We start from the raw sequence: 3074 nt of genomic DNA on the forward strand, positions 1-3074 counted from the left end.
GTGAGTTCGGGGTGGATGGTGGCGCAGTGGTAGCACTCCATGAAGTTCTCGATGATGAGCTTCCAGTTGGCCTTCACGTCGTAAGTGATACGGCGGCCCAGCTTCAGGTCGCCGATGCCGTAGCGCTCGATCGACTCCAGGTCGCCCAGCCGCTCGACGACCGCGCCCTGCACGTCCACCTCGAAGGAGGGCGGCTCGTCGGCGAGGCACACCCACACATAGCCGAGCCACTCCCGCACATGGACGTTGATCAGGCCGTACTCGGTCCGGTCGATGTCCGGCATCGACGTCAGGTTGGGCGCGGCGACCAGCTTGCCGTCCAGGCCGTAGGTCCAGGCGTGGTACGGACACTGGAAGGCGCGCTTCACTTCGCCGGACTCCTCGGTGCACAGCTTGGCCCCGCGGTGCCGGCAGATGTTCAGGAAGCCCTTGATCGAACCGTCCCGCGAGCGGGAGATCAGCACGCTCTCGCGGCCCACCTGGTAGACGCGGAACGCGCCGGGCTTGTCAAGCTCGGCGGCGCGGGCCACACAGAACCACATGGCCTCGAAGACCCGCTCCTGCTCCTGGGCGAAGACCTCGGGGTCGGTGTAGTACTCACCGGACAGCGTGGGGATCAGACTGGGCGGCAGATTCGTAACGGTCATCTCGTCACCTTCGGAAATTTCAGATGCGCACGCGGCGGGGATCGAACAGGGCAATGGGGTGGTCGGAGGCGCCAACGGTTGCCAAGTCGGCGAGGATCTCGCCGATGACGGGCACGAACGTGAACCCGTGGCCGGACAAGCCGCAGGCCACGATCACCTGCGGGTGCTCGGGACACCGGGCGAGGACGAAGTTGTCCACCTCCCAGCCGTCGCCGTCCAGTTCGAAGGTTCCGGAGGTGACGAGGCGTTCGATGCGCGCCGTCACAGGCACACCACCGAGCGCAGGACGTCACCGTGGCGCATCTTGGCGAACGCGGCCTCCACGTCGTCCAGGGTGATCCTCTCGGTGATGAAGTCGCCCAGGCCGAAACGGCCCTGGAGATAGAGGTCGATCAGGGCGGGGAAGTCCCGGGAGGGCAGACAGTCGCCGTACCAGGAGGACTTCAGCGCCCCGCCGCGGCCGAAGACGTCCAGCAGGGGCAGGTCGAGGGTGAGCTCCGGGGTGGGGACGCCGACCAGGACGGCGGTGCCGGCCAGGTCGCGGGCGTAGAAGGCCTGCTTGAAGGTCTCGGGGCGGCCGACCGCGTCCACGACGACGTCGGCGCCGAAGCCGCCGGTGAGTTCACGGATCGCCTCGACGGCGTCGGTCCGGGAGGAATCGACGGTGTCGGTGGCGCCGAACTGCTCGGCCCACTTCAGCTTCCGCTCGTCGACGTCCACGGCGATGATCCGGCTCGCACCGGCCACCTTGGCGCCCGCGATCGCGGCCATGCCCACGCCGCCGCAGCCGATCACCGCGATCGAGTCGCCGCGGCCCACGCCGCCGGTGTTGACCGCGGCGCCGAACCCGGCCATCACCCCGCAGCCGAGCAGGCCGGCCGCGGCGGGCGAGGCGGCCGGGGCGACCTTGGTGCACTGGCCGGCGGCGACCAGGGTCTTCTCGGCGAAGGCGCCGATACCGAGGGCCGGGGACAGCGGGGTGCCGTCGGCCAGGGTCATCGGCTGGGTGGCGTTGCGGGTGGCGAAGCAGTACCACGGCTTGCCCTTGCTACAGGCCCGGCAAGTGCCGCAGACGGCACGCCAGTTGAGGACGACGAAGTCGCCGGGCGCGACGTCGGTGACGCCCTCGCCGACCGACTCGACGACACCGGCCGCCTCATGGCCGAGCAGGAAGGGGAACTCGTCGTTGATCCCGCCCTCCCGATAGTGCAGGTCGGTGTGGCAGACACCGCAGGCCTGCACCCGCACCAGCGCCTCACCGGGGCCGGGGTTCGGCACCAGGATGGTCTCCACCGAGACCGGTGCGCCCTTCTGGCGGGCGACGACGGCGCGTACCTCGTGTGTCACGGTCGATCTCCTCGTCGAGAGGACGGCCGAATGCGATCTTCGGGATCTTCGGCCTGATGTTCTGGATGGCGGGAGGGCGCAGATCGCTCCCCGGAGCGATCGACGGGGGAGGGAGAGAGTTTCACCCGGCCCGATTGAGACCCGGGGAGCCGAGGGCCCTTATTGTTGCGCATTACGCAATATCATTCGCGATAGGCAACGACCGACCAAACTGTCTCCCTGCGGACATCCACTGTCAAGGGGTTGGCCGAGCCAAGTTGCCTCCCGACAGAAAACGGACGCCGGACAGACGCAGACGCGACGCCCACTCCGGTGATGGCGGCGCTCAGCGCCTCAGGGCCACCCTTCCGACTGGCCGAGCAGCGGCCGCCGGAGGTCTCCGCCGTGGCACGGTCGGCCGCCGAGAAGATCTCGGAGCACCTGGGCCACTCCCGCCGGGCCACCCCTTGACCACTCGGCCATCCCCATTCAATCATGTTGCGTATAGCTCACCATGTTGCGTAATTCGCACCATCATCGACCGACGGAGGAAGGCATGTCTCCTCGACCGCAGCCCGGCCGTGAGTTCATCCTCACCCTTTCGTGCCCCGACCAGGCCGGCCTCGTCCACGCAGTGACCACCTTCCTCGTGAGCCACTCCGGCAACATCCTGGAGAGCCAGCAGTTCGACGACCGGCAGCAGGACCGCTTCTTCATGCGGGTGCACTTCGACGTCTCGGACCCCGGCATCTCCCTGGAGGACCTGCGCACCGGCTTCGGCCCGGTCAGCCAGGCGTACGGCATCACCTGGCAGCTGCACGACGCCTCGACCCCGACGCGCACGCTGATCATGGTGTCGAAGTTCGGCCACTGCCTGAACGACCTGCTGTTCCGCAAGTCCACGGGCGCGCTCAACATCGAGATCCCGGCGATCGTCTCCAACCACCGCGACTTCGAGCCGCTGGCGCAGAGCTACGGCATCCCCTTCCACCACATCCCGGTGACCAAGGACACCAAGGCCCAGGCCGAGGCACGGCTGCTGGAGCTGGTGCGCGAGCTGGACATCGACCTGGTGGTGCTGGCCCGCTACATGCAGATCCT

5 protein-coding genes are annotated in these 3074 nt (G+C 68.1%); 2 read left to right on the plus strand and 3 right to left on the minus strand.

Annotated elements, in window-relative coordinates; all coding sequences use genetic code 11:
* From F3T56_RS45485 to F3T56_RS45495, 3 genes are all read right to left on the minus strand, one after another.
* The coding region (locus F3T56_RS45485; protein WP_149831321.1) for an aromatic ring-hydroxylating oxygenase subunit alpha at positions 1-647 on the minus strand (647 nt) is incomplete at its 3' end.
* A 19-nt stretch (positions 648-666) separates the two neighbouring features.
* Complete coding sequence (locus F3T56_RS45490) at positions 667-918, minus strand: FAD-dependent oxidoreductase (RefSeq protein ID WP_425473756.1); 252 nt, start codon at positions 916-918, stop codon at positions 667-669.
* Entirely contained in the window at positions 909-1994 is a 1086-nt protein-coding gene (locus tag F3T56_RS45495) for an S-(hydroxymethyl)mycothiol dehydrogenase (protein ID WP_149831322.1), read from the minus strand. Before F3T56_RS45495 ends, F3T56_RS45490 begins: the two co-directional genes overlap by 10 nt.
* Positions 1995-2309: 315 nt before the next feature.
* On the opposite strand from F3T56_RS45495, the gene F3T56_RS49600 reads away from it, so the two are divergent.
* Together F3T56_RS49600 and F3T56_RS49160 are read left to right on the plus strand one after the other, a co-directional pair.
* Complete coding sequence (locus F3T56_RS49600; RefSeq protein WP_281291992.1) at positions 2310-2444, plus strand: hypothetical protein; 135 nt, start codon at positions 2310-2312, stop codon at positions 2442-2444.
* Between the two features lie 85 nt (positions 2445-2529).
* Positions 2530-3074 (plus strand): formyltetrahydrofolate deformylase (locus F3T56_RS49160; protein WP_281291993.1); only part of this gene is annotated, 545 nt, incomplete at its 3' end.

Source organism: Streptomyces tailanensis, from assembly GCF_008386495.1.
GTDB classification, from domain to species: Bacteria; Actinomycetota; Actinomycetes; order Streptomycetales; family Streptomycetaceae; genus Streptomyces; species Streptomyces tailanensis.

Excerpts from the sequence above, each read along its gene's own strand:
- F3T56_RS49600 (WP_281291992.1), top strand. The coding sequence starts at position 2,310 with ATGGCGGCGCTCAGCGCCTCAGGGCCACCCTTCCGACTGGCCGAGCAG.